Raw genomic sequence first — 26659 nt, forward strand, 5'->3', positions numbered from 1 at the left:
GGCGGGGTATCGGCGGTCGCCTGAGCGGAAGGGGCCATGGATTGAGCAAACTACGTTGCGGCAGGCCCTTACCTATAATAGCTGATTCGGCCAAGATGAACAGTCTGTTCGTCCGGTTGGGACGAAGCCGCTGTCAACGGGTGAAGGTGATCGCGTCCAGGGGTGAAGGCGATCGCGTCCAGCGCCGAAGGAACTATGTTGCCGTCCATCTCACCGATATTCCTGTCGCTCCATGTTCCGGCTTGACATATATATCCCGTCGGTTATACGTAAACCAATAGCCAACGGGTTATTGATTGCACATGACCGATGCTCACGATGCGCTGTTCAGGACACTTGCCGACCCGACGCGGCGCGCCATCTTCGAACGATTATGCCGCCAGGGGGAGCAGACCGTGGGCGCTCTGACAATCCAGTCCGGCGTCTCGCAGCCGGCGGTGTCGAAGCATCTCGGCTTGCTGAAGCAGGCCGGGCTGGTGCGCGACCGCCATGAAGGCCGCCAGACGCATTACAGCGCGCAGCTCGCCGCGCTGGCGCCGCTGATGGACTGGACACGCCATATGGCGGGGTTCTGGGAAAGCCGGTTCGACGACCTCGAGGATTTGCTCAAGAGGATGGACCAGTGAACGATAGTGCCCAGGAGACCCGCACTGTCGTCGTCGAGCGGGAAATCTCCCATCCGCCGGAGAAACTCTGGCGCGCGCTGACGCACCCGCATCTGATCGAGGAGTGGCTGATGAAGAACGATTTCAATCCGGTCGTGGGCCATCGCTTCAACATCAGCGCCGACTGGGGCGGCGTGCTGGACTGCGAGGTGCTTGCCGTCGAGCCGCACAAGACGCTGTCCTACACCTGGAACCTGGCGCACCAGGATCCGGCCTTCGATCTCAGGAGCGTGGTGACTTTCACGCTCACCCCGACGTCAACGGGAACCCATCTGCGCATGGAGCAGGCCGGTTTCCGGCCCGACCAGAGACGGGCCTATGGCGGCGCCAAGGTGGGGTGGCCGCAATTCCTGGAGAAGCTGGAAGAGCTTCTGGCGCGGACGGACTGAGGTCTCCGGCCAGGCCGAAAGTCACACAGCACCGTTGAAGGGCGGTTCTCCGCCAGCAAAACCCATGGAGAAAAAGCGATGAAACTCAAACTGACCAGCATCTATGTCGACGATCAGGAAAAGGCGCTTGCCTTCTATACCGATGTGCTGGGCTTCACCAAAAAAGCGGATTTCAGCAACGGGCCGTTCCGCTGGCTGACGGTCGTCTCGGCCGAAGAGCCCGACGGGACCGAATTGCAGCTGGCGCTGAACGACAACCCGGCGGCCAAGACCTACCAGCAGGCGATCTTCAAGCAGGGACAGCCGGCACTGATGCTGTTCACCGACGACATCAAGGGCGATCATGAACGCATCAAGGCGAATGGCGGTGCCTTCGCCATGGCGCCGACCGCGGTGACCGGCTCGACCATCGCCCAGGTGAATGATGGCTGCGGCAATCTCATCCAGATCACGGAGCTGGCGCGCTGGTAAGGGCGCCGGTTTTCAACGCATGCAAGAGGAGGTAGCATTGGACTGGAGCAAATGGATCAGGCAAACGCATCGCTGGCTGTCGATCATCTTTACGGCAACCGTCGCCGCCAACTTTATCACCATGGCGTTCGGGCAGCCGCCCGCCTGGGTGGTCTATGCGCCACTCCTGCCGCTCTTTCTTTTGCTGTTCAGCGGCCTCTATATGTTCATGCTGCCCTATATTTCCAGGGGACGCAGCGTGCAGCGGGCCAACGGATAGGAACAGAGCGGCATGGCCAAGATCGAGCAGAAATCGACCAGGCCCGCCAAGGCTGAGCCGAAGCTGCTTTCCGGCGGCAACCCGCAGATCGCCAAAGGCTACGGCGACGCGCCGGTACAGGCCTATATCGCGGCCATGCCGGGCTGGAAGCGCGAGGTCGGCCAACGCCTCGACGCGCTCATCGAGCGTGCCGTGCCCGGTGTCCACAAGGCGGTCAAATGGAACTCGCCCTTCTACGGCGTCGAAGGCGAGGGCTGGTTCCTCAACATCCATTGTTTCACCAAGTATATCAAGGTGGCTTTCTTTCGCGGCCAGTCGCTGGACCCGGTGCCGCCGGGCGAATCCAAGAGCAGCGATACGCGCTATTTCCACATCCACGAGGACGAGGCCTTCGACGAGGCGCAGTTCAGCGCCTGGGTGAAGCAGGCCAGCCAATTGCCTGGCGAGCGTATGTGAGCGCGCTATTTCCAGCGTTTGAAGGAGAAACGGCATGACGACCACCGGACTGCAGGACAGCAAATCCCCCTCCGAGCTGATCGACGGCAGGATCAGGGAACTCGGCGACTGGCGCGGCGAGATGCTGGGGCGGCTCCGCGCGCTGATCCATCAAGCCGATCCCGACGTGGTCGAGACGTGGAAATGGCGCGGCGTGCCGGTGTGGGAGGATGCCGGCATGATCTGCACGGGCGAGACCTACAAGGCCGTCGTCAAGCTGACCTTCGCCAAAGGGGCTGCGCTGCCCGATCCCGCACGCCTGTTCAACTCCAGCCTCGAAGGCAATACGCGCCGCGCCATCGATTTCCAGAAAGGCGAAGAGGTCGACGAGGAGGCCTTTAAGGCGCTCGTGCACGCCGCCGTGGCGTTGAACAAATCGAAGGCGCGAAGGTAACTGCGTCTGTCGACAAAGGCCGCCGTCGGCGCTGCCCCTCACTGTCCTGCCGGACATCTCTCCCCGTAAACGGGGCGAGATGGGCTGGCCGCAACGCCGGCGCCCGGTCGTTCTCTTTCATCGTCCGGCGCATCGGCTTCGGCATGTTCCTGTTCGAGCGGCCAAGGCGTCTGCGGTCAGCCGTCCCGCAGCCAGACCAGCATCTCGCCGGGCTCGCGGTTGTCCCAGGCGAAATAGGGGATGGCGGTCAGGCGCGTCTCGACCTTAGCCGGCGGTTCGGAGCGATAGAGCCCGTCCCGCCAGCCGTCGCCGGCATCGGCTTGCGCCGTGGCTGAAAGCGTCACCACACCGCCGAGCAGGTCCGGCTCCTCATGCGCCTCTATGCCGGCCGTACGCGGCAGGGTCAGGCGATGCAGGCTGGTGTCATTGTCGGTCGCCTCGACGCAGTAGATCAGCGGCCCGCGCGACAGCGCGACGCGGCCGGCATCCTGCCGGACCTCGGGATTGGCGTAGAGCCGCTCGATCGGCATTTCGAGATCGAGCCGGACACGGTCGCCCTTTGTCCAGTTGCGCCGGATGGCGGCGTAGCCGTCGCTGGTCAGTTCCTCGAGGTCGACCGCTTCACCGTTGATTTCCAGCTTGGCACTGGGACTCCAGCCCGGCACCCGCAAATGCAGCGTGAACGCCACCGGCGCCTGCGGCTCGACCGTGATCTCGACCGCGCCATCCCAGGGATAGCGGCTCGCTTGCGCCAGCGTGACCGGCACGCCCGATATGTCGAAGCGGGCGGTGGAGTCGCCGTAGAGGTGAACCGCAAGGGCGTCGTCGGCCAGGCTGTAGAAATAGCTGCCGATGGAGGCCACCATGCGCCCGACATTGGGTGGGCAGCAGGGGCAGCGGTGCCATTTCCATCTGTTGTGCTTGCCCCGGCTTTCCAGCGGGTTCTCGTAGAAGAACAGCGAGCCGTCGAGCGACAGGCCGGAGATGGAACCATTGTAGAGCGCGCGTTCCATCATGTCGGCGTAGCGGGCGTTCGGCCCCATGCCGAGCATGCGGCTCGCCCAGAACACCAGCCCGACCGAGGCGCAGGTCTCGGCATAAGCGGTTTCGTTGGGCAGGTCGTAGTCGCTGGTGAACCCCTCATTGTGCGCCGACGGACCGAGCCCGCCGGTGATGTAGAGGTTCTTGGTGGTGAGGTCGTCCCACAGGCGGTCGAGCGCCACCCGCAGCGTGTCGTCGCCATATTCGGTGGCGATGTCGGCCATGCCCGAATAGAGATACATGGCCCGCACCGCATGGCCGACGACCTTGTCCTGCTCGCGCACCGGGATGTGCGACTGGCTGTATTCGTAGGTCTTGAAGTGATAGGCCTTCGGGTCGGCGCCTCGGGCGCGCGCCTCCTCGTCGAAATAATGCGGCTGCTGGCCGCGCTGGTCGATGAAGTATTTGGCCAGCTCCATGTACTTTTGTTCGCCCGTCACCCGCGCCAGCTTGACCAGTGCCAGCTCGATCTCTTCATGGCCGCAGTAGCCCTTCTTCTTGCCGGGCTCGGGCCCGAGCACCGAAGCGATGTGGTCGGCGTAGCGGCACATGATGTCGAGCAGCTTGCGCTTGCCCGTCGCCTGGTAGTAGGCGACCGCACCCTCGATCAGGTGGCCGGCACAATAGAGCTCGTGGCAATCGCGCAGATTGGTCCAGCGCTTGCCGGGCTGGATGCGCTGATACCAGCTGGAGAGATAGCCGTCCTCCTGCTGCAGCCTGCCGTACATGTCGATGACGGCGTCGATCTTCCTCTCCAGTTCGGGGTTCTTGCGCCGGTAGAGCGAATAGGCCGCGGTCTCGATCGTCTTGCCGAGATCGGAATCCCAGAACATCTGCGTGGTCACCGTCGAACCGGTGAAGCCGGGGGAGGCGGCCTCGTCGGGAGACGGCGAGTGGAAGGGGATGACAATTCCGGGCGAGGGGCGGTCGGGGTCGATCTGCTCCAGCATGCGCGCCTCCACGCAGCGGTCGTAGAGGATGTCGGCGGTGCGCGTGGCGACCGCCTCGGCGCGGTCGCCCCAGAAGCCGCGCACATCGACCTGCGGCACCGGCAGCGGGCGGAAGGCGAGCTTCGGCTTGCCCGTCTTAGCCATTTTGGCGGTTTGCGATGCGGTCATGAACTCACTCCATTCGATCGATTATTTGACGGCCCCGGCCATCAGGCCGCGGATGTAGAAGCGCTGCAAAGCGAGGAACAGGATCAGGCACGGCACCATCATCACGGTGACGCCCGCCTGCACGGCGCCCCAGTCGATGGCGCCGAAGCGGCCCGATTGAAGCGCGGTCATCATCACGGGCAGCGTGAATTTGGATTGGTCGGTCATCAGCACCAGGGCGGCGAGGAACTCGTTCCAGGCGCCGAGGAAGGCAAACAGCGCGATGGTCACGACCCCCGGCCAGACCAGCGGCAGCATCACCTTTATGAGCATGGTGGCGTTGCCGGCGCCATCCATGCGCGCGGCCTCCTCGATCTCGCGCGGCACCGCGTCGAAGGCGTTGCGCATCATGAAGATCGAGAACGGCAGCTGCAGCGTCACATAGACGCCGACCAGCCCGGTCAGCGTGTTGTGCAGGCCAAGCTTGGTCAGCACCAGGAAGATCGGCGTCAGGATCGACTGGAACGGGATCATGATCGTCGACAGGATGAGGACGAAGAACAGATCCTTCAGGGGAAACCGAAACCGCGAAAAACCGTAGCCGGCGAGCACGCTGACGATGACCGACAATATGACCGTCATCACCGAGACATAGATGCTGTTCTGCGCCGAGGCCCACAGGCCATCGCCGAAACTGTTCAGTGTTTGATAGTTCTCGAGCGAGAAGCCGGACGTCGGCCAGGGCGGCAGCGGCGGCAGGCGGGCCTCCTGCGCCGGCTTGAAGGCCGACAGCACCGTCCACACGATCGGCGCCACGAACAGCACCGAGGCGACGATGCCGGTGGAGTGCCTGGCCAAGCGCGCGGCGAGCTTGCCTCTGCCTGACATCGCCTGCGCCATCAGTCGAGCCCCTCGGGCTTGCGCAGCAACCAGAGCTGGACGAGGCTGAGCGCCACAAGGATGACCAGCAGCACCATGGAAAGTGCGGCGCCATAGCCGAGCTTGAACGAGACGAAGGACTGGTTGAAGATCCAGTACACCGCCGTCAGCGTCTGGTTGCGCGGGCCGCCGCGCAGGATGATGTAGAACTGGTCGAAGGCAAGGATCGAACCGGCCACCGACAGGATCAGAGCTAGCGCCAGCGTGCGGCGCATCAGCGGCAGGGTGATCGCTCGGAACCGTGCGAACGGTCCGGCGCCGTCGATAACGGCTGCCTCCTGCAGGTCCTGCGGGATCGATTGCAGGCCGGTCATCAGGATGATCATGGTGAAGCCGGCGACCTTCCACACCACCATGGCGATGATCGACCAGAAGGCCGGCTGGAAGGTGGCGAGCAGGTTGAATTTTCTGTCGATCAGGCCGAGGTCGTAGGCGGCCGGGCTGAACAGGCCGGAATCGACGTTGAGGAGCCATGACCAGAGCAGGCTCGCCGAGGCAAAGCCGACCACCGCCGGCATGAAGAACATGGTGCGGTAGAGGTTGGTGAACGGGCGCGGCCGCTCGATGAAGATCGCCAGCGGAAAGGCGACGGCGAAGATCGCGATGGTGACGACCAGCGTGTAATAGCCGGTGAATCTCAGCGCGTTCCAGAACCTGGTGTCGCGCAGGATCGCCCAGTAATTGCCGAGGCCGATGAAGGAGTGCTCGCCCATCAGCGGCCAGTTGTGCAGCGACATCCAGGCCGTCATGCCGAGCGGGATGACGAAGAACAGCATGACCAGCGCCACCGCCGGCGCGACATAAAGCAGGCCGATCCATTGCCGGCGCCCGGCACCGACGAGTTTTCGGGCGCGAGGCGGGGCGGTGGTTGTGGTGATGGCGGTCATGGGTTGCCCTTTCCTTCTCCCCTTGTGAGGTGAGCGGCCGGTTCGCCGAAGGCGAATTCATCGTGCCAGTGCCACGATGAAAGGCCAGCGAACGCCGGGACGCTGCGAAGCAGCGGGAACCCGGCAGGGTGGATCGGCCACCCCCCGGCCCTTCGCAGGCTCAAGGCGTTGAAAGCTCGAAAAGCCAAGCAGTTGGCTTTTCGCCCGCTGCGCGGACCGCTTCTCACCCCACAACAAGGGGAGAAGGGGGAGCGAAGCTTGATACGCCCCGAACTCGTGATGGACATGAATTCTTTCAACGCGATAGCCTGCTACTTTAATGGAACAATTTCCGGCCGCCCGCCCAGGGAGACAGGCGGGCGGCCGGCAGGCGTCCGCTTACTTCTGCGGCGCCTGGTCGATGATCGACTGCATGGTCTCCTGGGCGTTGGCGATCGCGCCGTCGACGTCGTCGCCGAAGAAGACCTCGTTGATCATCTGCGTCCACGGGCCGTTGGCGGAGTTGATCAGGTCGTTGAAGACCACCGAATAGGGCGTCTTGCCCTTGGCCATCGCCTCGGCGGCGATCTGGTAGCGCGGATCGAGATCCTTCAGCGCGTCCTCGGCGATGTCGCCGCGCACCGGCAGGCTGCCGTATTTGGCGAGGATCGTCTGGCCTTCGAGCGAATAGGCGAAGTCCAGGAACTCTTTCACCACGGCTAGTTTCTTGGTGCCCTTGGTGACGACGAAATTGTCGCCGCCGGCAAAGGACGACCAGTTGCCATCCTTACCCGGCAGGAAGGTGACGCCGTAGTCGACATTGGGATATTGCGTGTTGAGCGCGCCGATGGCGAAGGCGCCGGACGGCGAGATGCCGATATTGCCGGCGGCGAAGGCGGCAAAGAAATTGGCGCCGGTGTCGGTCTGCGCGCCCGCCGGCACCAGGTCCTTCTTGACCATGGAGCGGTAGAGATCGATGGCGCCGCGCAGCTGCGGGCTGTCCAGCGTCGCCTTCGAGCCGTCCTCCGACAGGATGTCGCCGCCCGAGGCCCAGATCAGCGGCGTGAAGGTGAAGATGTTGCAGCCGCCGCAATTGCCGGAGAAGTAGAAGCCCTTGATGTTGCCGCCAAGCGCATTGACCTTCTCGGCGTCGGCTTCGATCTCGGCCCAGTTGGCGGGACCTTTCTCGGGGTCGAGGCCTGCCTGCTTGAACAGCTTCTTGTTCCAGATCAGCACCGAGGCGTCGGCCGAGAAGGGCAAGCCGTAAATATGGTCCTTGTAAGTGCCGGTCTTCACGTGCGCCGGCGACAGGCTGGAAAAATAGGGCAGGGACTTCGCCCAGTCGGTGATGTCCTCCAGCTGGCCGGCGGCGGCGAAGGAGGGCGTGTAGATCAGGTCGAGCGACAGCGCGTCGGGCGCCGTACCGCCGGCGGCCGCCGCGCCATATTTCGGGATGATCTCGGCATTGGGGATGATGTCGAGCTTGACCTGGTCCTTGTTCGCCTTGTTGAAGGCGTCGACGATCCTTGGCATGAAGTTCGAGCCGTCGGCGCGTACCCAGATGTTGGCGGTATCGGCGGCGGCAAATTGCAGGCCGCAGCCCAGAACGGCGGCCGTAAGGCCCAGTTTGGCAATCAAAGTCCTCATGTTCTCCTCCTCCTCAATTGGCCGCGATGCGCGGCTTGCCGCCGATTGCGGCGCTTCGTTCTTCAGCCGTCTTTCTCACCATCCGGCAGGCGGCCGCAGGACTGCCGCACCACCAGCCGGCACGGCAGTTTTCTGATACCTGGCGTGGCGGGTTTGCCGCCGACCAGGGAAAGCAGGGTCAGCCCGGCCTCGCGGCCGAGTGCTGCCAGGTTCATGTCGACCGAGGTCAGCGGCGGGCGGGTCGCCTCCGCCACGATCTCCCAATTGTCGAAGCCGATGACGCCGACATCATTAGGCACGCCGAGGCCTCGTTCGCGCAACGCATCGATGACGCCGCGCGCGATCTGATCGTTGCCACAGAAGACGGCGTCCGGTTTTTCGCCGTTGCCGTCGAACAGTTTTGCCACCGCCTCATGCCCCCAGGCTTCCGACCAGGAGCCGAGCAGCGGCTCGATCACCGGCAGGCCGTTTTCCGTCAGCACGGCGCGGTAAGCCTGCGCCCGTTCGTGCACCACGGCAAAGCTCGCCGGCCCGCTGACATGGGCGATGCGCTTGCGGCCGAGCCGGCAGAAATGCTCGATCGCCAGCCGCGCGCCGTCGCCGTCGTCGGAGACGAAGGCGACGGCGTCGGGATCGGGCTGGGTGAAGGCGTAGATCACCGGGACGCGCAGATTGGAGAGGTCGACCGGCAAATGGCGGTCGATGCGTTTGCCGGTGGCGATGATGCCGTCGACGCGCTTGTCGAGCATGGCCTCGACATGGAGCTGGCCGAGGCGCGGATCCTCCTCGACATTGCACAGGAACACCGAAACGCCGGCATCGACCAGCGCGTCCGATATGCCCGACATCAGCGGCAGCGAGAAACGGCCATAGGTATCGTTGGTGAGCAGGCCGACGGTGAAGGAGCGGCGTCTGAGCAGGCTCTGCGCCAGGCTGTTGGGCCGGAAGCCCAGGCTGCGCGCCGTCTCACGGATGCGCTCGCGGGTCTCGGCCGTCATGCGCCCCTGGTCGTTGAGCGCTTTCGAGGCGGTGGCGACGCTGACGCCGGCCTGCGCGGCCACGTCACGCAAGGTGACGGGCTTGGGAAAGACTGGAACTGGCGGGTCGTTCGATGCCATCGCGGCAAGAATCCTTAGTTGGGAAAAGGTTTTCCCTTACCGGCCGGAACAAGGCCCGGCCAATGACCGAGCCCGATCGGGGACATCTGGAAAAACCTTTTCTCAACTCAAGGCTAGGCCAGATCGAAGGACTGATCAAGGGGAAAAGTTGCAGTCGCTCGCGAGACCGGATTTCGCGACGGGTGCCGCCAATCGGAGCGGGGGTCACTGTTGGCCGCGTGCGCCAGCTGAAAGGATTCGACATCTCCCGGACCGATCGGCAGGTGGCGCCGATTTGGTATGCAAGGAGTTCGCGAAAAGGGTGCTATGGAGGGCTGGGCATCCCTTTGCCGGGAGCCCATCTCGCGACATTCGAGGTCAGTTTCGTGCGTAAACCGCCGCTCTTGCCCGTCTTTGGAAAACTTGGCGCCAAGGCACCGGTCGCCGTCATTCCTATGCCGGTCCGGCCGGCAGGTCATGCGGCGCGATTGCGGCAGGCCCTGGCCTCGTACGGTGCCACGGCGTTGCAACTGTCGGTCGTCGTCTGGACGGTCGCTATCCTCGGCGCCGCATTTCTCTTCGCGCGAGGCTAGCCGCATGGCCGACCGTTATGCACTGCGCATGGACTTGCCCCAAAGCTGGGCCATCATCGATGTCTTTACCGGCCAGCCCGCGGTGGTCAGGCAAAGGGTGATGGTCGGCATGAGCCCGCAGGATGCCAACGCGCTGGTCGATCAGATGAATATCCGCGACGTCAAGCGGAGGAAGAGAGCCGAACGTAAATCCTGACCTGTCCAACGTTTGCCCAGGGCGGTACTTGGCGCGGGCAAGATCCCGCCGCACCGCAAATCAGAGGATTCTCGTGAGAGCCAGCCTGAAGCAGAAGATACTGGAGGTCTGTGACCGCAGGATTTCCGAAAAAGGGCCCAGCGTCGGCGTGTCGTTCTATGCGTTCTTCGCCAACAGGAACGACGACCCCGAGTTGCTGATGGAAGTCGCCGAATGGTGGATCAGAACCAACCGCCTCGACCATTTTGAAAAGGCTGCGAAGATACGCACGATGGTCGCGGACCTCGGCTGATCAGCTGAAATCGGCGGCCGTCAGCGCATACAGGCTCTTGTGGGTGCGGCCGTAGGCCTTGGCGGCGACGTCGTGGATAGTGGAACTCGACCTGTCGAAGGCGGCAAGATAGCCGGCCTCGTCGGCGGCGGTGTCCGGCTGTATCCTGGTCATGGCGTCGGCGGCCACCGAGAAGGAAATCTGGAGCATGCCGTCATGGCCGACGAAACGAATGCGTTGGCCGGCCACATCATAGCTGCGGCTGCGATTGGGAAAGGTCAGGCTCATGTCTTGACCCCCGTTGCGGCGGCCTTCTTGGCCACCCGTTTCGTCTTAGGCGTCGGATTCAGCGCTTCCGCCACGCGGTCGGCTTCTTCCTTGGCCAGCCGCAACTCCCTCAGCCTTGCCGTCTTGAGCGCCCTGGCTTTCGCCTCGGACATGTATTCGGCGGTTGCCTTGTTGCGCTCCGCGTTCTTCTTCTGCTTGTCGACAAAGCGGGCTTCAGCTTTTTCCATGATCGTCTGATTGCCGTCGGCCATCGAAGAAATCTCCTTTGCGCATGAAATCGTGAAAACGAACTTGTCGGATAAATAGGCGCTCGACCGGCAAAATTCAACTTTTTGAAATATTTGGCTGATTTCGGATATCAGGAAACCGCGTGCGAAAATAATACTTCCAATATCTAATTCCGTCCCACGATAAATTTTGGCACTCCTATCTATCGAGTGCCAAATCGCCTATAGAGAGGGCGCGGCCGCCTATGCCGGCCCCAGAAAGAAGTTCTCATGAAGTTCCGTCCACTCCACGACCGCGTCGTCATCCGGCGCGCCGAAGGCGATATAAAATCCAGGGGCGGCATCATCATTCCCGACAATGCCAAGGAAAAGCCGCAGGAAGGCGAAGTCATTGCCGTCGGTCCGGGGGCGCGCGACGAAAAGGGCGCGCTCGTTCCGCTCGACGTCAAGACCGGCGACTTGATCCTGTTCGGCAAATGGTCGGGGACCGAGGTCAAGATCGACGGCGAAGACCTGCTGATCATGAAGGAAGCCGACATTATGGGCGTCATCGAAAAGGCTGCCGAAGCCAAGAAGGCCGCCTGACTGGAGCGCCGCGCGTTCGGCGCGGCGACTGGCCCCTCAAACTCGAACGGAAAAAATCATGTCCGCCAAGGAAATCAAATTCTCCACCGATGCGCGTGACCGCATGCTGCGCGGCGTCGAAATTCTCACCGATGCGGTGAAGGTGACGCTGGGCCCCAAGGGCCGCAACGTCATCATCGACAAGGCTTACGGCGCCCCGCGCATCACCAAGGACGGCGTCACCGTCGCCAAGGAAATCGAGCTTGCCGACAAGTTCGAGAACATGGGCGCGCAGATGGTGCGCGAAGTGGCCTCGAAGACCAACGACCTCGCCGGTGACGGCACCACGACAGCCACGCTGCTGGCCGCTTCGATCCTGCGCGAAGGCGCCAAGCTGGTCGCCGCCGGCATGAACCCGATGGATTTGAAACGCGGCATCGACCAGGCCGTCGCCGCCGTCGTCGGGGAAATCAAGGCGAAGGCCAAAAAGGTCAAGTCGTCGGCCGAGATCGCGCAGGTCGGCACCATTGCCGCCAATGGCGACGTCAGCGTCGGCGAAATGATCGCCAAGGCGATGAACAAGGTCGGCAATGACGGCGTCATCACCGTCGAGGAAGCCAAGACCGCCGACACCGAACTCGACGTCGTCGAAGGCATGCAGTTCGACCGCGGCCATCTCAGCCCCTACTTCGTCACCAATGCCGACAAGATGCGCGCCGAGCTTGAGGACCCCTACATCCTCATTCACGAGAAAAAACTCGGCAATCTGCAGGCGATGCTGCCCATCCTCGAAGCGGTGGTGCAGGGCGGCAGGCCGCTGCTGATCATTTCCGAGGACGTCGAAGGCGAGGCCCTCGCCACCCTGGTCGTGAACAAGCTGCGCGGCGGCCTCAAGGTCGCGGCCGTCAAGGCGCCGGGCTTCGGCGACCGTCGCAAGGCGATGCTGGAAGACATCGCGGTGCTCACATCGGGCCAGATGATTTCCGAGGATCTCGGCATCAAGCTTGAAAACGTCACCATAGAGATGCTCGGCCGCGCCAAGCGCGTGCTGATCGACAAGGACACCACCACGATCATCGACGGCGCCGGCACCAAGGCGACCATCCAGGCGCGCGTCGCCCAGATCAAGGGCCAGATCGAGGAGACGACCTCGGACTACGACAAGGAAAAGCTGCAGGAGCGGCTGGCAAAGCTGTCAGGGGGCGTTGCCGTCATCCGCGTCGGCGGCGCCACCGAATCGGAAGTGAAGGAAAAGAAAGACCGTATCGACGACGCGCTGAACGCCACGCGCGCGGCCGTGGAAGAAGGCATCGTGCCAGGCGGCGGCGTCGCCCTGCTTCGCGCCCGGTCGGCGCTATCAGGCCTGAATGGCGCCAATGCCGATGTCACCGCCGGCATCTCCATCGTGCTTCGCGCGCTTGAGGCGCCGATCCGCCAGATCGCCGAGAATTCCGGCGTCGAGGGCTCGATCGTTGTCGGCAAGCTCGCCGACAGCAAGGATCACGATCAGGGCTTCGACGCCCAGAACGAGGTTTATGTCGACATGATCAAGGCCGGAATCGTCGACCCGGCGAAGGTGGTGCGCACGGCATTGCAGGACGCCGGCTCGATCGCGGCCTTGCTGATCACCGCCGAAGCGATGATCAGCGACGTCCCGCCGAAGGATGCGGCACCGGCGGGCGGCGGCTACTAAGATCCAGCCCGGACTGCGAAAGGTGGTTCATGGAGGCCACCTTTTCAGGCCCGACCTGTTGAGCTAGGACGGCGGCGGCTATCCTCATCTTGAGGCTTTCGCCGGGGTTGGGATTCACGCTAGACTATTTCCGTGGGCCGTTGGTGCAAAGCTTTGGCCGATTTGGGCTTTGCCCGATTTGGCAACCGATCGAACGGAACCGCGATCCTCAGTTCGGAGACAAGTCATGTTTGCGGCCCAGGCCATCGATACCTCAGACAAGGCCGCGTTCTATCGTGACCTCGCCAAGCAATTGAAGGCCCTGCTCGACGGCGAGGGTGACTCGATCGCCAACGCCGCCAACACCTCGGCGCTGATCTTCCAGATGGTGCCCGACCTCAATTGGGCCGGCTTCTACTTCCTGGCATCGGACGAAGAACTGGTGCTCGGCCCCTTCCAGGGCAAGCCGGCCTGCGTGCGCATCGCGGTGGGCAAGGGCGTATGCGGAACGGCGGTCGAGCTCGGCACCTCGATGCTGATCAAGGACGTGCATGATTTCCCCGGCCACATCGCCTGCGACGCCGCCTCGCGCTCCGAGCTGGTGGTGCTCCTGGAAGACGACGAGGGCGTCTTCGGCGTGCTCGATCTCGACAGCCCGACGCCCGGCCGTTTCGACAGTGCCGACCAGGCCGGCATCGAGGCGCTGGCCGCGATCTATGTCGCGGCGAGCTCGTTCCAGGACTGACCTTCCGGCAGCGCAATCAAGGCGCTGCCTTCAGCTCGCGCCTGAAGGCCGTGGTCGCCATGTCGATCAGTTGCGCGTGGATTTGCGCGCGTGACCGGCCCGCGCCGTCGTCGCATACGGGGTCGCCGATCTCTTGAGATATGATGAGCGCCGACGCGCCGGGTTTGCACTCGCCGAACATGCTGTAGTGGCTGGCATCTCCGATCGTTGCGTAGCTGGCATTGGGAATCGCGTTGGCGATGCCCGACGCATCGGTGGTCGCGGGGATTTTTCCCGGCTGGCCAAGATTGACGATATCGACCGGGATTTTGATGCCGGAAATGCTCCCGGCGTCAAAGACATCCGATGGCGCGGGGTCGACCGCCATGACGAAGCGGACGCGCCGGTCACTGTTGTCGCGGCCGGCGAGCCGCATATCCATGGCGTGGAGGTCGACGCCGCTTTGCCTCACCCAGCCGCAAAGCGATGCGTTGAGCAGGTCGGTGTCGCAATAGGCCGCCAGCAGCTTCGGGTCGACGCGTGCGCCGGCAATGGCGAGCGCCGTGCCTCCGCCCATAGACAGGCCCAGGGCGCCCACTTTGCCTTGCTCGATGTGGTCCCGGAAGGAGGCCTCGTTTTCCATCGCGTCCAGGGTTGCCGTGAGATCGGTGGGTCGCAACCACAGTTTCATCGTCTCGGCGGCGGACCTGTTTTTCCCGCCGTTTCCCGGATGGGTGGGCGCGGCGACGATGAAGCCTTGCCTCGCCAGAGGCGCCGCTATCCAGCTCAGGGCTTGCGGGGTGCCGGCCAGGCCGGCGCCATGCGAGAGCAGGATGAGAGGGAATTTGCCGGGAGAGACCGGCGCATCACGCTCGGCCGACGTTCCGGTGAAGAACTCGCTGTCGCCGAGCATGACAGCCACGCCGCCCGGTTCTGCCGGATACCAGACGGTGACGTCGAGATCGCTGCCGCGCTCCAGCGATCGGGCGGCAACATGGCGAACACCGACGGCATCGCCGGCATTGGCCTGGTGTTGCAGCGCAAGCGTGGAAATGATGATGGCGCAAAGCATGGTTCGAAATCTCATTGAAGTCTCCGTTTTCCGACAGCGCCATCGCCGCAACTCCCGAAGTCTCCGGGCAGCAGCTTCGGTCGCAGTCTCGATGACGCGGTATCGCCGGGTCTGGGGGCGCCCGCGACCTCGATTGCGATCGAGGACGTCCACAATCGCGATCTGGTACGGCCGCCGCGGAACGGTGTGCTCAGCTGCTCACGGGGCTCGCAAAGGATGGCGCCCGCGTGTTCTTCTCGCGCCAGGCGAGCGGGGTCGTGCCGGTCACGCGGCGGAACTCACGGTTGAAGTTCGATTTGGTCTGGAAGCCGGCGGCGAACATGATTTCGGTGACGGACTGCCCGGTTTCGCCGAGCAGCCGACAGGCCTCGGCGACGCGGTGTTCGTTGACATATTGCGAGACGTTCCTGGCCATCGCCCGATTGATGGCCGCCGAGATCTGCCGCGCCGGAATTCCGGCCCGCCTGGCAAGCCGGTTAAGGTTGAGGTTGGCGTCGCGATAGAGCTTCTTCTCCTGCATCAGCTCGTTCACCCTGGCGATCGTGTCGGCGTCTTCGCCGTCATCGGGCGGCGATAATTGGCCTATCGGATCGGCGAGGGTGCCGGGAATATGGCTTTGGCTGGCCGCCGCCGCCGCTACGCCGACAATGACGAGGATAAACAGATTGGCGATGCCGATGATCGTCGCGGCACGGTCGTCATGGCCGGATGCCAGCTCGAAGGATACCAGCATGTCGACCAGGGCCGACAGGCACAGTGCCGATGCCGCCGCGATGATGGCCCTATAGGCAGGCACCGCGCCGTCGAAAGGCGCCAGCCGAAGCCCATCCGCGCCGGACCGCAACAGCCAGAGGATGGCCGCGGCGTAGATGAAGTCGATTGCGACGAGCGCCACGTCAACCGCGTCGCGCCGCACGATGACCAGCAGCATGACGATTGCCGCCGGCGCCGCGTGGAGCATCAGCAAGGCCGGCCACCGGCGGTGTCCGGTGCGGACCAGCCTCGAGACACCGGCGTAGAGCAGCGAGGGCATGATGGCGGCGGAGGCGGGAGCGATGTAGCCGACCGCGCGGAGGTCATAGCCCCAGCGCAGGCCGGTCAATACGGATTGCAACGCGGCAAGCAGGATCAGGCTAAGAAGCGGCAGGTTGGGCGCGGCGTCATCCTCGCGCCTGGCGACGACCCAGAGCAGGATGAACAGCAACAGCGCGACGACAAAGGGCAGGGGGACGAACGGCATGGGTCGGGGGCTCTGTGCTGACAGACGGACCCTAGCCGAAGTGGTCTCGATTCCCAATTAGAGCCGTTCGAAAACCGGTCCGCACTTTTTCTGGAACTACTCCAGCGATAGGGCTGAGCCCGTCTCAGACCAATTTCACCAGCATCAGGCTGAAGCAGCCGATGAACAGGAAGGCGCAGAAGGCGAGCGCCAGCGGGCGCAGGCCGCGCGAGCGCAACTGCGAAATGTCGGCCTGCAGGCCCATGGCGGCCAGCCCCATGGTCAGCATGATGGTGGTGGCGAGCACTATTGCCTGCTTCACTTCGGCTGCTATCGCGACAAGGCTGTTCAGCGCCACGACGGCGACGAAGGCGGCGACGAACCATGGCATGGGCGGTCGCGCCGCCGACTGGTCGCTGCTCCCGCGGCGCGCCATCAGGCCGAGCGCGATGACCATCGGCGCCAGCATGGCGACGCGCGTCAGCTTGGCCACCGTGGCGATCTCGCCGGACTGGGTGCCGTTCTGGAAGCCGGCGCCGATGACCTGCGCCACCTCATGGATCGAGGCGCCCGCCCACAGGCCGAAAGCATGCTGGTCGAGACCGAGCAGCGGCGCCAGCAGGGGAAAGCCGAGCATGGCGACGGTGCCGAACAAGGTGATCGAGGCGACGGCGTAGGTGACGTCCTCGTCGCGCGCGTCGGTGATGATGTTGGTGGCGACGATCGCCGAGGCGCCGCAGATCGAGGTGCCGGCGGCGATCAGCTGCGCCAGCCTGGCGTCGACGCCGATCAGCCGGCCGAGCGTGATGGTGAAGACGAAGGTGGCGCCAAGGGTCAGCGTCACGATGCCGACGCCGCTGGCGCCGATCGAGGCGACCTGGCCGAGCGTCAGCTGGAAGCCGAGCAGCACGATGGCGAAGCGCAAGAGGCGCTTTTGCGAGAAGGCGATGCCGGCCTTGGCATGCGCCGGGGTACCGAGCACGTTGGAATAGACCATGCCGGCGACCACGGCCAGGATCATCGGGCTGAAGAAGGCGAAGCCGGAGACATTGCGGGCCGAGAAGGCGACGGCGGTGATCATTGCCACCAGCACGATGCCGGGGATGATGCCGTTCCAAAGGGAATCGAGGCGCTTGCGGCCCTGCGCCAGATCGACGGAAATCGTGCTTTTCGGAATATCGTTCGCGACGCGGGTCAGGGAAGGCAATGCAATTCTCCAAGCGAGTACAACGGAGAAATGCCATTTCAGGACCAATCATTCCAACGAATTATTTTCGTTAGAATGATCGAGTTTTCCGAACGATTTTGCTTGTGTCGAAAGGCTGCCGCACCCGGATCGAGCAGCGAAGAGGCCAAGACTACAGTTGCGCTTCGATCGCCACCTTGTCGATTACCGACCAGACGTTCCTGATCCTGTCGTTCAGGAATTCATAGAAGACGTTCTCGCTGAAGGAGACTTTCCTGCCGTTGATGGGCAGGCCGAGGAAAGTTCCCTTGGGCGTGCAGTTGAACTGGAGGCGGCTGGCTATGAATGGCGGGTCGGAGATCAACAGCTGGACGTCGAAAAAGAGGTCCGGGATTTCGCGAAAATCCCGCTCCAGCATGTCGCGGTAGCCTGACAGTCCAACCCGGTCGCCATTGTAATGCACCTCGTCATGGACGAAGCGATGCAGCCTTTGCCAATCCTGGTTGTTGAGACAGTCTATATAGCCTCGATAGAGATCGGTTTCGCTCACGGCGATGGCTCCATTGCTAGAACGCCCGATCGGGAAGATAGAACGGCCACGGATACAATCCAGCGCTTTACCCGCGAAGGCATCGACCCGGGAAGGCCGGCGACGCCTGGCGGCGGCTGGCCCAACGACCGGGCCAGACGGTGCCTTGACGCATCACGGTTGCTGCTCCAGCTTGCCGCCATGTTCGTTCTCGCTCCCGCCGACACCAAGCGACGCCGCCCCCGCACCGTGCGGAAGGGCACGCTGATTGCGCGACGAGGAAGACCGGCTTTATAGATCCGCTTCGTTTCCCATAGCCCGCCCGCGAAAAACGCCGGCGGGCTTTTTCATGCCTGGAGCCTTGTGATGATTGCCAATTCTTCCATCCGGTTTCGTCCAGCCGAGCCTGCCGACGCCGCCACGATCCGCGACATCGTGCGCGCCGCCTATGCCAGATGGGTGCCGGTGATCGGCCGCGAGCCGCTGCCGATGCGTGCCGATTACGACAAGGCGATTGCCGAACACCAGTTCGAGCTCGCCGTCGCGGAGGACCGCATTGTCGGCATGGTCGAGACCATGCTGGCCGACGATCACCTGTGGATCGAGAATGTCTGCGTCGCGCCGGAGGCGCAGGGCAGGGGCATCGGCCGGCTGCTGCTGGAGCGTGCGGAAACCAAGGCACGCGAGGCGGGACGCCCGGAGCTCCGCCTGTTGACCAACGGTGCCTTCGAAGCCAATGTGTCGCTCTATCGCAAGCTTGGCTATACGATCGATCGGGAGGAGCCGTTTATGAACGGAACGACGGTCTATATGAGCAAGCGGCCAATTGGATGCCCGCCAATCGGAGCGTGAGGATGACTGCCAGGATCAAGCTTAAGCAACTCACTGGCCTCTATGCGATTTCGCGGCTTCAAGCCGGTGACGGCATTCCCGCCTGGGCGGACGGACCGGGCTTCGTCAGCATCACCAGAACCGATGACGAGCTCTCGATCACCTGCCTCCAGGATCGCGTGCCGGATGCCGTCAAGCATGATCGCGACTGGGTCGCCTTCAAATTGCAGGGCCCCTTTGCGTTCGACGAAACCGGCATTGTGCTGTCGGTCATAAAGCCGCTGTCGGAAAACGGTTTGGGCATATTCCTGGTATCGTCATTCGATGGCGACCACCTGCTGGTGAAAGCGGCGGACGAGCCCGCGGCGAGAGGCTTTCTGCGCGAAGCCGGGCATACGCTGCTATAGTCCGCTCATCGCCGGCCGTTGATCAACGATTGGCGCGCTGGCTCAACCAGTGGCGCGCTGGCTCAACCGCTTCGGGGGTTGCGTTTGACAGCGCCGTTTGCGCATCGTTATTTCGCGCCCGATATGACAGCCCGCCCGGCCATGCGGCACACTCCAGGAGAAACCCATGTCACACAATCTGCAGTTCTATATCGATGGCGCATGGGTCGATCCCGTCGTGCCTAACACGCTCGACGTCGTCGATCCGTCGAATGAGGATGTCTTCGCGCAGATCTCGCTCGGCTCCAAGGCCGATGTCGACAAGGCGGTGGCCGCTGCCAAGCGCGCCTTCGACACTTATGGCTTCACCTCGGTCGAGGAGCGCCTCGACATCCTCAGCCGCGTCATCGAGGTCTACAAGAAGCGCAGCAAGGACCTGGCGCTGGCCGTGTCGCGCGAGATGGGCGCGCCGCGCCAGATGGCGCTCGACAGCCAGGTCGGCATCGGCCTGGCGCATCTGACCAAGATGACCGAGACGCTGAAGAATTTCCAATTCCGCCACGTCAAGGGCAACCACCTCGTGGTCAAGGAGCCGATCGGCGTCGTCGGCCTGATCACGCCGTGGAACTGGCCGCTGAACCAGATCACCTGCAAGGTCGGTCCGGCGCTCGCGGCCGGCTGCACCATGGTGCTGAAGCCGTCTGAAATCGCGCCGCTCAACGCGATCATCTTCGCCGAGATCATCGACGAGGCCGGCGTGCCGAAGGGCGTGTTCAACCTCGTCAATGGCGATGGCCCCGGCGTCGGCCAGGCGCTGTCCAACCACCCCGACATCGACATGATGTCGTTCACCGGTTCGACGCGGGCTGGCATATTGGTGGCCAAGGCCGCGGCCGACACGGTCAAGCGCGTGCATCAGGAGCTTGGCGGCAAGTCGGCCAACATCCTGTTCCCGGATGTCGATCTCGCCACCGCCGTCAGCAAGGGCGTCGCCGGCTGCTTCAGCAACAGCGGCCAGTCCTGCAACGCGCCGACGCGCATGTTCGTGCCGCGCGACCGCCACGACGAGGCCGCCGGATATGCCAGGGTGGCGGCTGAAAAGTTCACCGTCGGCCCGGCCGATGGCGCCAACACCAAGCTCGGCCCTGTCGTCAGCCAGGTCCAGTTCGACAAGATCCAGGACTTGATCCAGAGCGGCATCGACGAGGGTGCGACACTGGTCGCCGGCGGCCCCGGACGCCCTGCCGAACTCAACCGCGGCTACTATGTCAGGCCGACCGTTTTCGCCGACGTCACCCACGACATGCGCATCGCGCGCGAAGAGGTTTTTGGGCCGGTGCTGGCGATCCTGCCCTACGACACGGTCGAACAGGCAGTCGAACAGGCCAACGACACCGTCTATGGCCTTGCCTCCTACATCCAGGCCAAGGACCTGCAGAAGGCCCGTGACGTGGCCGCACGCATGCGCTCGGGCAACGTCTACATCAACTATCCCCAATGGGACGCCGGCCTGCCCTTCGGGGGCTACAAGCAGTCCGGCAACGGCCGCGAATACGCCGAATACGGGCTGGAGGATTTCCTCGAAATCAAGGGCATTGCGGGGTATGAGGCGGCGGAGTAGGTACATTCCGACCAACAGGACACCCCGGCCTCCAGATATCTGGGCCGGGGTAACTGCAATTGACTAAGCATGACTAACCTTGATCTCATGCGTCTGCTTGTAATTTTTTGATATCCTTGCCAGTGAACGACAGTTCCGCTCCGGGGAGCTTCAAATCGACACCTGACGCGCGCCCGAGTAGTGCCGAAGCAAGGTAATCGGCAGGGTGCATGTCCGCAGCTTCGTCCTTCTCTGTTTTTGAGAATAGGTTGCGGGAAATATTCTCCAGCAAGTGATCCGGTATGGCCATGCCCTGAGAGAACTTCCACTCAAGAGCGGTTTCGACGACCCAACTTGCGCGGTCGATGTCCAACTCGAACTGCTTAAGATGGAATTCTGCGTCGGCATATCGTTCGAACCAGCGGTTCATCCATCTCAGATACCATGCCATGAGGCCCAAAAGAGCGACGCTGAAACCTAGCGGCTTTATCGCTGATATTACTAACACGGTCGTATCCGCACCAGTAGGGAGACTGGTGAGATTGCGAGCATAGAGATATAGAAAAGTCGTGAGCACGACAGCCGAACCTGCTACACCAAGGTGTATCGGGACTCGATTCCGTTTCGTCTCAGCGGTAATTTCGAATTTTCCAGCTCTCTCCGCGATGCGGGTCTTTAGCGCTTGGTGTAACTGGCGCCGGGCGTGAGTGTTGTTTCGGTCGTCTAGTTCTTTTCGTCGCGCTTCGAGTTCATCCTCTCTTACCTGGAGAGCGCGTTTCGTCTCTTCGAGCGTTTTTTCGGCCTCGGCTTGACGAGCCAAAAACGCAGCATCGAGCTCCGCTTTCTTCGCAGAATATTCTTGCTCCTGTTTTAGGCGCACATTAGCGGCTTGTTCGCCAACGTTGGCAATAGTCCTCTGCATTTGCTCAATCATCTTCTGGTGAGAGGCAATCAGAGTTGTGAAAGTTTTTGAATTGTTAAAAAGGAGCTTATTTTGATCTGTGTTAAATAAAAATGAACTGTTAATTTTGAGGTTTATTGCGTGAATATCAGATTCACTAAGGTTATTGATTTGATCGTTCTGGTTAAAATTATTAGTTACGTTCAATGCGTCGAAAGCAAAGTTCGCATCAGATGTTGGATTACGAGATAGGGATAGTGAGAAGTTACCACGCCCTATATTGGCGCTGTATATGGTATATAAATCGGATTCAGCCAAAATATCTTCGCTAAGTGCTTGCAAGTTCTTTGCGTCGAATGTTCTACTCTTTCCAGAGTTCGCCTCATTAATGGAAAAGTTATGTGCCTTAGTGATATGTGCTATATCTATAAAAAAACTGAATATATCTCTATCGCGCATCCGCGGAACTTGATATTTGTAATCGGTCATTTTCCCCTCCCAAAAAAACGCAATATAGCCTTACTAAAGGCGTGCGCGCGAGTGAAAGCTTTCGTGCACTTCTCTGAGCCATCTCTCTCCTGCGTTCGTCGGGACGAGGAATTCAATTTCTGTTCGGCCGCGCCACCTTTCAGATAGCCGCTGCCGATCTGTTCCTTGCCAATTGGCAGATACATGCTATATATCTGCCATTAGCGAGGTCTAAACATGCAGCTTCAGTCCATCGTCACCACACCGGCCACGGTTGGCAGCGCAATTTCGGATGAAGAGGCGGGCGCCTTGGCGCGGACCACGATCAATCTGTTCAAGGCCTGGAATCTCACCGATTTCGAGGCCTGCGTCCTGCTTGGCGGCATCTCGGCGCGCACCTGGGCACGGTGGAAGGAAGGCGGCATCGGCCGGATCGACCGCGACCTGCGCACCCGCATGGCCCATCTGATGGGCATCCATAAGGGGCTGCGTTATCTCTTCACCGAGCCGGCACGCGGCTATGCCTGGATTCGCAAGCCCAATGCCGCCTTCGGCGGGCAATCCGCGCTCGACCTGATGATGCGCGGCGACATCGCCGATCTCGCGGCGATGCGCGAATGGCTCGACGCGGAGCGTGGTGCATGGTGAGTGGACTTGCGGTCCGGCGCCGCGTCCACTGGCCCCAGACCTATCGCATCATCCGCTCCATCCATCCGCCGATCGACCTGTTCGAGGACATCGCAGACCCGCGCGACTGGGAGGCGCTGGCCGCCGTCGAGGAGAAGACCAATCCGCGCATCCGGCTCGAGCTCGGCGATCTCGGCAAGGTGCCGGCCGCAAGGCGTGTTTCGGGTCCCGGCGCCAGTTTCGTCATGGCGCCTTTCGTGCATTGCTCGACCTTACGGCCCGGCCGCTTCTCGGACGGCAGCTACGGTATCTATTATGCCGGCGACAGCGAGGACGTGGCGCTGGCCGAAACCATCCACCATCACCAGAAATTCATGCGCGCCACCAATGAGGCGCCCGGCTGGACGGCCGATTTCCGCGTGCTGATCGGCAGCGTCGACCGCGACCTCGACGACGTCAACGCCGTGCCCGGCGTGCTCGACCCGGACGACTACGCCGCGTCGCAGGCGGAAGGGCGGGCGTTGCGGGCCGCCGGCAGCGATGGGCTGGTGTGGAACAGCGTGCGCATGGCGGAAGGAGAGTGCATCGGCATCTTCTGGCCCGACGTCATCGGTGTCCCGGTCCAGGGCCGCCACTACAGTTATCACTGGGACGGCGCCCGCGTCGATTTCGTGCGCCAGCACGACACGGGCAAGGTGCTGGAAGTGGTGTGAGCGAAGGCCGCCGCGGCAACTAGTCCCAGGCCTTTACGCAGGCTTGCGTGCCTGCATGACGCTCAGCCATATCGCCGAGACGAGAAAATAGAAGGCGCCGAACGCGGCATAGGGCGCGATATCGGTGATGCCCGGCGTCGCGGTGCCGATTGCCTGTTTGATGAAGAAGCCGCCGGCAAGCGCCGACTGCGCACCGCTCAGCACCATCGCCCATTGCGCGCCGGCCCGCCAACGGCGCACACCGGTCGCAAGCTGGAACAGGCCGGAGAGAACGGCCCACGCCCCGAACACCGCCAGGACCGCGTGCGGGCCTTGTCCAAGAGCGATGAAGACCGCGATGGCCGTGATCGTGCTGACCGCCGCGTTGAGCGCCTGGCTGGAATTGGCCTTCAGTCCACCGCTGCGCTGCGCATCCAGACTATTGGCGATCGCGTCCCATGCGGGGTAGGCGACCAGCAGTACCGCCGCGACCGGCGGCGCGCTTTTGCCAAGGGTAAAGGCGGCCGCTACCCAGGCCACCGAAAAGCCTGCCCGCAGGAAATAATATGACTTCAGCCATTGCGATGCGGCGTCGGGTGCCTGGAGTGTTTGAGTGCTCATTGGAACGTCCTGTCTTGCTGGTTGGAATGGCCCGAGGGCGGCGAGTTGACCCGCTTGATCGACTGGGATCATGTCCTCAGGTTGGATGATTGGAACAGCTCATGCTCGCGGCTTTGCTTGCGGGAACGGCTTTAATCCAAGGTAAAAACAGCGCATAATCAGCACGAAATGCGCTATCGTCGTTAGGAATGTAGGGGAACCGGCTGACCGCATCCATGACGGAATCGCCTGAAAATTTGTCCATTCTTCCGGATGGAGCATCCCACGTTACCGGCGATCTCCTGTCGCATGTGCTGGCGCAGATCAGGCTTACCGGGGACCAGGTTTTTTCGCGTTCGCTGGCAAAGGCGGAACAACTCGATCTCGACGAAGGGCAAGCCCATATCGTTGTGGTGACAGCCGGCGCGCTGCACATGGAGAGCGAGGATCAGGCCCCTGTCGTCATCGAGGCCGGCGACCTCGTGCTCCTGCCTCGCGGTCCCGGTGGGTCGCAGCTGGTGGCGTCGCGTGCGCAGGTGGCGATCGTCACCTGCCGTTTCTGGTTCGATCCGGATAGTCTTCGGGGGATGATCTTTGCCTTGCCGCAATCCATCCATATCGGACGTGCCCAGGGGGCAGGATGGATAGACGGAATGCTGCCCTTCCTGATGATCGAAACCAGCGACGCCCAGCCCGGCGCGGCCTTGATGATTTCCCGCATCATCGACCTCATGGTCATCCGCACCTTGCGCAGTTGGGTCCATGAAGGACATGCCACGGGCTGGCTCGGCGGGCTTTCGGATGCACGCATCGCCCGATCACTGAAAGCCATCCACGAAAGGCCGCTGCAGCGGTGGAGCATCAATGAACTGGCCGACAAGGCGGGCATGTCGCGTTCGAGCTTCTGCGAGCGCTTCGCCGCGCTCGTCGGGCGCTCGCCGCTGCGCTATCAGAATGAATGGCGCCTAGGCCTGGCCCGGGACCTGCTGGCCAGGCGAGACGCGCGCGTGGGCGAGATCGGCTTGCGCATCGGCTACGAGTCCGAGGCCGCCTTCAGTCGCGCCTACAAACAGCTTTTCGGGCATCCGCCACGGGTTGAATATGCCCTGGCGAATGAACCCGCCAAGCAGCGCTGACCGACGGCGCCATTTTGAAGATATCGAGTTGCGGCCGCTACCGCACCACGAGCACCGGGATCTCGGTGTAGGACAGCACTTCCGCCGTCTGGCTGCCCAGAAGCAGCCTGCCCAGCCCGCGGCGGCCATGCGAGGCCATGACGATCAGGTCGCAACCTTGCGCCTTGGACAGGTCCAGGATCGCTTCGGCGGGTCGGTTGTCCTCGACATGGACCAGCTTGGCGGACACGCCGGCGGCGTCGGCCGATGCCTTGCACTTGTCGAGCACTTCCTTGCCGTAGCGGCGCGCTTCTTCCTGGTAGACGGCCAGCTCATCGCCGGCGACGTAGCCGGCCATGGCGCCGCCCCAGGCGAAGATCGGGAATTGTTCCGAAACGGTGATGAAGGTGACGGCGGCGCCGATGCCCTTGGCCAGCGTGAGGCCATGGGCAACGCCCTTGTCGGCCAGTTCCGAGCCGTCGGTGGCGATGAGCAGATGTTTGTACATGACGATCCGACCTGTGATGCCTGATGACTATCCAACAGAGATAGTTATGCCCCCGCGCTCATTCATTGAGCCAATGCGGCGGGGATCCGGGCCAGGGATGTGGCCCAATATCGGTGCTTGTCGTCGGGAGCGGCCGACCGTCGGCCTCGGCGCGGCCCCTCAGCGCCAGTCTATCGAGAAGAGGCATGGCACAATTTCGCCGGCCGGATTCCCCTTTGCGAAACCGTCCTCTAAGGTGCCGCCGACATCGAAGGGCATCCCATGAGCAACGCGTTTCCGCAGATCCATCTGGTCCGGCATGGCGAGACGGCATGGAGCCTTTCGGGGCAGCATACCGGGCGCACCGACATGCCGCTGACGCCGGCCGGCGAGGCGGCCGCGCGCGGCGTCGCGGAGCGGCTCAAAGGCCTGTCGTTTTCCGCGGTTTGGTCAAGCCCTTCGCAACGCGCCTACAACACCAGCGCGCTTGCCGGCTTTGGCGCGACAAGCGTCAAGGTGGACGACCTGCAGGAGTGGGATTACGGCGCCTATGAAGGGCGCACGACGAAAGAAATCCTGGCCGAGCGGCCGGGCTGGAACGTGTTTCGCGATGGCTGCCCGCAAGGCGAGATGGCGGCCGATGTCGGCGCCCGTGCCGACAGGATCATCGAGCGCCTGCGCAGGGCCAACGCCGACATACTGATCTTTTCCAGCGCGCATTTCCTGCGCGTGCTCGCCGCCCGCTGGCTCGGCCTGCCGCCGGAAGGCGGCGCGCTGTTCGTGCTCGACACGGCCAGCATCAGCGTGCTCGGCTACGAGCATGACCTCGGCGAGCCGGTCGTGCGCAAGTGGAACCTGAAATAGGGGTGCAGCGGTGCCTGCTCAGCGCGGAAGCGCCCGTCACTTCGTCATCCAGGGCGGAGCAAGGAGCGTAGCGACGCGGCGCAGACCCGAGGAGCTGCTCCGCAGCCCAAGGGATCCATGCCGCGAACTCAAGGCGTCTCCACGGTGCCGATCCTGTTCCGCTGCATCCCCCGATTGCTGTCACGGC

General features: G+C 62.8%; 33 protein-coding genes. 19 read left to right on the forward strand and 14 right to left on the reverse strand.

All coding sequences use genetic code 11. The features are described 5' to 3' along the window. Nucleotides 1-302: 302 nt before the first annotated feature. The 6 genes from FJ941_RS20620 to FJ941_RS20645 all read left to right on the forward strand — a co-directional run bounded on the left by FJ941_RS20620 (nt 303) and on the right by FJ941_RS20645 (nt 2673). Nucleotides 303-626: a metalloregulator ArsR/SmtB family transcription factor gene (locus FJ941_RS20620; RefSeq protein WP_027146469.1), complete on the forward strand. Its 324-nt coding sequence runs from the start codon at nt 303-305 to the stop codon at nt 624-626. Further along, a complete protein-coding gene (locus FJ941_RS20625; RefSeq protein WP_140508446.1) occupies nt 623-1054 on the forward strand; it encodes an SRPBCC domain-containing protein in 432 nt (143 codons plus the stop codon). The genes FJ941_RS20620 and FJ941_RS20625 overlap by 4 nt, the downstream gene beginning before the upstream one ends. A 78-nt stretch (nt 1055-1132) precedes the next feature. Continuing rightward, nucleotides 1133-1525, forward strand: a complete 393-nt coding sequence (locus tag FJ941_RS20630) for a VOC family protein (RefSeq protein WP_140508448.1) — start codon at nt 1133-1135, stop codon at nt 1523-1525. Nucleotides 1526-1562: 37 nt separating this feature from the next. Further along, entirely contained in the window at nt 1563-1784 is a 222-nt protein-coding gene (locus FJ941_RS20635; RefSeq protein ID WP_181169895.1) for a hypothetical protein, read from the forward strand. A gap of 12 nt (nt 1785-1796) precedes the next feature. Then, nucleotides 1797-2240, forward strand: a complete 444-nt coding sequence (locus FJ941_RS20640) for a DUF1801 domain-containing protein (protein ID WP_140508452.1) — start codon at nt 1797-1799, stop codon at nt 2238-2240. A gap of 34 nt (nt 2241-2274) precedes the next feature. Next, on the forward strand, nt 2275-2673 hold the full coding sequence (locus FJ941_RS20645) for a DUF1801 domain-containing protein (protein ID WP_140508454.1): 399 nt from the start codon (nt 2275-2277) through the stop codon (nt 2671-2673). Nucleotides 2674-2849: 176 nt separating this feature from the next. Here the strand turns inward: FJ941_RS20645 and FJ941_RS20650 are convergent, their stop codons facing one another. The 5 genes from FJ941_RS20650 to FJ941_RS20670 all read right to left on the reverse strand — a co-directional run bounded on the left by FJ941_RS20650 (nt 2850) and on the right by FJ941_RS20670 (nt 9381). Beyond that, entirely contained in the window at nt 2850-4832 is a 1983-nt protein-coding gene (locus FJ941_RS20650; protein ID WP_140508456.1) for a glycoside hydrolase family 127 protein, read from the reverse strand. 21 nt (nt 4833-4853) lie between these two features. Next, entirely contained in the window at nt 4854-5711 is an 858-nt protein-coding gene (locus FJ941_RS20655) for a carbohydrate ABC transporter permease (protein WP_140508458.1), read from the reverse strand. Continuing rightward, nucleotides 5711-6637: a sugar ABC transporter permease gene (locus FJ941_RS20660; protein ID WP_140508459.1), complete on the reverse strand. Its 927-nt coding sequence runs from the start codon at nt 6635-6637 to the stop codon at nt 5711-5713. The genes FJ941_RS20655 and FJ941_RS20660 overlap by 1 nt, the downstream gene beginning before the upstream one ends. Before the next feature lie 378 nt (nt 6638-7015). Further along, on the reverse strand, nt 7016-8263 hold the full coding sequence (locus FJ941_RS20665; protein WP_140508461.1) for a sugar ABC transporter substrate-binding protein: 1248 nt from the start codon (nt 8261-8263) through the stop codon (nt 7016-7018). A 62-nt stretch (nt 8264-8325) separates the two neighbouring features. Next, nucleotides 8326-9381, reverse strand: a complete 1056-nt coding sequence (locus FJ941_RS20670; protein WP_140508463.1) for a LacI family DNA-binding transcriptional regulator — start codon at nt 9379-9381, stop codon at nt 8326-8328. 62 nt (nt 9382-9443) lie between these two features. Here FJ941_RS20670 and FJ941_RS29495 point away from each other — a divergent pair, with 62 nt between their 5' ends. From FJ941_RS29495 to FJ941_RS20685, 3 genes are all read left to right on the forward strand, one after another. Continuing rightward, the gene (locus FJ941_RS29495) at nt 9444-9953 is read left to right on the forward strand and encodes a hypothetical protein (RefSeq protein ID WP_246673908.1); all 510 of its coding nucleotides are present in this window, start codon (nt 9444-9446) and stop codon (nt 9951-9953) included. 4 nt (nt 9954-9957) lie between these two features. Continuing rightward, nucleotides 9958-10149, forward strand: coding sequence for a hypothetical protein (locus FJ941_RS20680; protein ID WP_140508465.1), 192 nt, complete (start codon nt 9958-9960; stop codon nt 10147-10149). 73 nt (nt 10150-10222) lie between these two features. After that, a complete protein-coding gene (locus FJ941_RS20685; RefSeq protein WP_140508467.1) occupies nt 10223-10441 on the forward strand; it encodes a DUF6500 family protein in 219 nt (72 codons plus the stop codon). Here the strand turns inward: FJ941_RS20685 and FJ941_RS20690 are convergent, their stop codons facing one another. Both FJ941_RS20690 and FJ941_RS20695 read right to left on the reverse strand, forming a co-directional pair. After that, on the reverse strand, nt 10442-10708 hold the full coding sequence (locus FJ941_RS20690) for a DUF1488 domain-containing protein (protein WP_140508469.1): 267 nt from the start codon (nt 10706-10708) through the stop codon (nt 10442-10444). Beyond that, complete coding sequence (locus FJ941_RS20695; RefSeq protein WP_140508471.1) at nt 10705-10959, reverse strand: hypothetical protein; 255 nt, start codon at nt 10957-10959, stop codon at nt 10705-10707. The genes FJ941_RS20690 and FJ941_RS20695 overlap by 4 nt, the downstream gene beginning before the upstream one ends. Nucleotides 10960-11205: 246 nt before the next feature. On the opposite strand from FJ941_RS20695, the gene FJ941_RS20700 reads away from it, so the two are divergent. From FJ941_RS20700 to FJ941_RS20710, 3 genes are all read left to right on the forward strand, one after another. Continuing rightward, the gene (locus FJ941_RS20700; protein WP_140508472.1) at nt 11206-11520 is read left to right on the forward strand and encodes a co-chaperone GroES; all 315 of its coding nucleotides are present in this window, start codon (nt 11206-11208) and stop codon (nt 11518-11520) included. Nucleotides 11521-11578: 58 nt separating this feature from the next. Next, nucleotides 11579-13192, forward strand: coding sequence for a chaperonin GroEL (groL, locus tag FJ941_RS20705; RefSeq protein ID WP_140508474.1), 1614 nt, complete (start codon nt 11579-11581; stop codon nt 13190-13192). Between the two features lie 226 nt (nt 13193-13418). Continuing rightward, nucleotides 13419-13916: a GAF domain-containing protein gene (locus FJ941_RS20710; RefSeq protein WP_140508476.1), complete on the forward strand. Its 498-nt coding sequence runs from the start codon at nt 13419-13421 to the stop codon at nt 13914-13916. Between the two features lie 16 nt (nt 13917-13932). Here FJ941_RS20710 and FJ941_RS20715 read toward each other — a convergent pair whose 3' ends face one another. The 4 genes from FJ941_RS20715 to FJ941_RS20730 all read right to left on the reverse strand — a co-directional run bounded on the left by FJ941_RS20715 (nt 13933) and on the right by FJ941_RS20730 (nt 17922). Then, nucleotides 13933-14982 (reverse strand): alpha/beta fold hydrolase, encoded by a 1050-nt coding sequence (locus FJ941_RS20715; RefSeq protein ID WP_140508478.1) that lies wholly within the window; start codon nt 14980-14982, stop codon nt 13933-13935. 175 nt (nt 14983-15157) lie between these two features. After that, a complete protein-coding gene (locus FJ941_RS20720) occupies nt 15158-16207 on the reverse strand; it encodes an AraC family transcriptional regulator (RefSeq protein ID WP_140508480.1) in 1050 nt (349 codons plus the stop codon). A 124-nt stretch (nt 16208-16331) separates the two neighbouring features. After that, on the reverse strand, nt 16332-17393 hold the full coding sequence (locus FJ941_RS20725) for a YeiH family protein (protein WP_140508483.1): 1062 nt from the start codon (nt 17391-17393) through the stop codon (nt 16332-16334). A 151-nt stretch (nt 17394-17544) separates the two neighbouring features. Continuing rightward, entirely contained in the window at nt 17545-17922 is a 378-nt protein-coding gene (locus FJ941_RS20730) for an ester cyclase (protein ID WP_181166728.1), read from the reverse strand. Nucleotides 17923-18267: 345 nt separating this feature from the next. Between FJ941_RS20730 and FJ941_RS20735 the strand changes: the two genes are divergently transcribed. From FJ941_RS20735 to FJ941_RS20745, 3 genes are all read left to right on the forward strand, one after another. Then, on the forward strand, nt 18268-18753 hold the full coding sequence (locus FJ941_RS20735; protein WP_140508487.1) for a GNAT family N-acetyltransferase: 486 nt from the start codon (nt 18268-18270) through the stop codon (nt 18751-18753). Between the two features lie 2 nt (nt 18754-18755). Next, nucleotides 18756-19139 carry an ACT domain-containing protein gene (locus tag FJ941_RS20740; protein WP_140508489.1) on the forward strand — a complete coding sequence of 128 codons (384 nt, stop codon included), beginning with the start codon at nt 18756-18758 and terminating at the stop codon, nt 19137-19139. 166 nt (nt 19140-19305) lie between these two features. After that, nucleotides 19306-20739: an aldehyde dehydrogenase family protein gene (locus tag FJ941_RS20745; protein ID WP_140508491.1), complete on the forward strand. Its 1434-nt coding sequence runs from the start codon at nt 19306-19308 to the stop codon at nt 20737-20739. An 85-nt stretch (nt 20740-20824) separates the two neighbouring features. On the opposite strand, the gene FJ941_RS20750 is transcribed toward FJ941_RS20745, so the two are convergent. Beyond that, a complete protein-coding gene (locus FJ941_RS20750) occupies nt 20825-22108 on the reverse strand; it encodes a hypothetical protein (RefSeq protein WP_140508493.1) in 1284 nt (427 codons plus the stop codon). 216 nt (nt 22109-22324) lie between these two features. Here FJ941_RS20750 and FJ941_RS20755 point away from each other — a divergent pair, with 216 nt between their 5' ends. Both FJ941_RS20755 and FJ941_RS20760 read left to right on the forward strand, forming a co-directional pair. Further along, the gene (locus tag FJ941_RS20755) at nt 22325-22735 is read left to right on the forward strand and encodes an MbcA/ParS/Xre antitoxin family protein (protein WP_140508495.1); all 411 of its coding nucleotides are present in this window, start codon (nt 22325-22327) and stop codon (nt 22733-22735) included. Continuing rightward, entirely contained in the window at nt 22729-23427 is a 699-nt protein-coding gene (locus FJ941_RS20760; protein WP_140508497.1) for an RES family NAD+ phosphorylase, read from the forward strand. Before FJ941_RS20755 ends, FJ941_RS20760 begins: the two co-directional genes overlap by 7 nt. 33 nt (nt 23428-23460) lie before the next feature. Here the strand turns inward: FJ941_RS20760 and FJ941_RS20765 are convergent, their stop codons facing one another. Next, the gene (locus FJ941_RS20765) at nt 23461-24027 is read right to left on the reverse strand and encodes a DUF308 domain-containing protein (RefSeq protein WP_140508499.1); all 567 of its coding nucleotides are present in this window, start codon (nt 24025-24027) and stop codon (nt 23461-23463) included. A 215-nt stretch (nt 24028-24242) separates the two neighbouring features. Here FJ941_RS20765 and FJ941_RS20770 point away from each other — a divergent pair, with 215 nt between their 5' ends. Beyond that, nucleotides 24243-25142 carry an AraC family transcriptional regulator gene (locus FJ941_RS20770; RefSeq protein WP_140508501.1) on the forward strand — a complete coding sequence of 300 codons (900 nt, stop codon included), beginning with the start codon at nt 24243-24245 and terminating at the stop codon, nt 25140-25142. A gap of 37 nt (nt 25143-25179) precedes the next feature. Here FJ941_RS20770 and FJ941_RS20775 read toward each other — a convergent pair whose 3' ends face one another. Then, on the reverse strand, nt 25180-25629 hold the full coding sequence (locus FJ941_RS20775) for a universal stress protein (protein WP_027146284.1): 450 nt from the start codon (nt 25627-25629) through the stop codon (nt 25180-25182). 261 nt (nt 25630-25890) lie between these two features. On the opposite strand from FJ941_RS20775, the gene FJ941_RS20780 reads away from it, so the two are divergent. After that, a complete protein-coding gene (locus FJ941_RS20780) occupies nt 25891-26472 on the forward strand; it encodes a histidine phosphatase family protein (protein ID WP_140508503.1) in 582 nt (193 codons plus the stop codon). The last annotated feature ends 187 nt before the right edge of the window (nt 26473-26659 follow it).

The sequence above is a fragment of the Mesorhizobium sp. B2-3-13 genome, assembly GCF_006442195.1.
Taxonomy (GTDB): Bacteria; Pseudomonadota; Alphaproteobacteria; order Rhizobiales; family Rhizobiaceae; genus Mesorhizobium; species Mesorhizobium salmacidum.